Annotated in this window: 1 protein-coding gene; it reads right to left on the minus strand. The window is 71.5% G+C overall.

Annotated features, from left to right (window positions below; translation table 11 throughout):
* Positions 1-527: tripartite tricarboxylate transporter substrate-binding protein (locus tag AC3A6B_RS29870; RefSeq protein ID WP_487840245.1), on the minus strand; the 527-nt coding region annotated here is incomplete at both ends.

Consider the following 527-nt stretch of genomic DNA (forward strand, 5'->3'; position numbering starts at 1 on the left):
TGCTTGAGCTCCACGCCGTTGTTGATGCCCAGCAGCGCGCCGATGAAGTGCGGCGTGGAGCCGGCCGCGGGCGAGCCGTAGCTCGCCTCGTTCGGGTTGGCCTTGGCCCAGGCCAGGAAGTCCTTCACGTTCTTGACGCTGGCCGGCACCAGCGGGCCGACCGCCAGGCCGTGGTGCATCACGGCGGCGATCGACACCGGCGCGAAGTCCTTGACCGGGTCGTAGCTCAGCTTCTTGTAGATGTGCGGGTAGATCGAGGTGCAGGAGAAGGGCGTGAGCGCCAGCACGCTGCCGTCGGCCGGCGCTGCCTTGAGCACCTCCAGCGCGATGCGCCCGCCCGCGCCGGGCTTGTTCTCGACCACGGCCGCGTTGCGGGTGTAGGCCGAGCCGGCCATCTTCTCGCCGACGCGGCGCGCCACGCTGTCGCCGGCGCTGCCGGCCGGGAAGCCGTAGTAGATCTTGACCTGCTCGAGGGTCTGGGCCAGTGCGGCCAGCGGGTGCAGGGCAGCGAGCGCGGCGGCGCCGCC

The sequence above is a fragment of the Variovorax sp. Soil_C_33 genome (genome assembly GCF_057656935.1).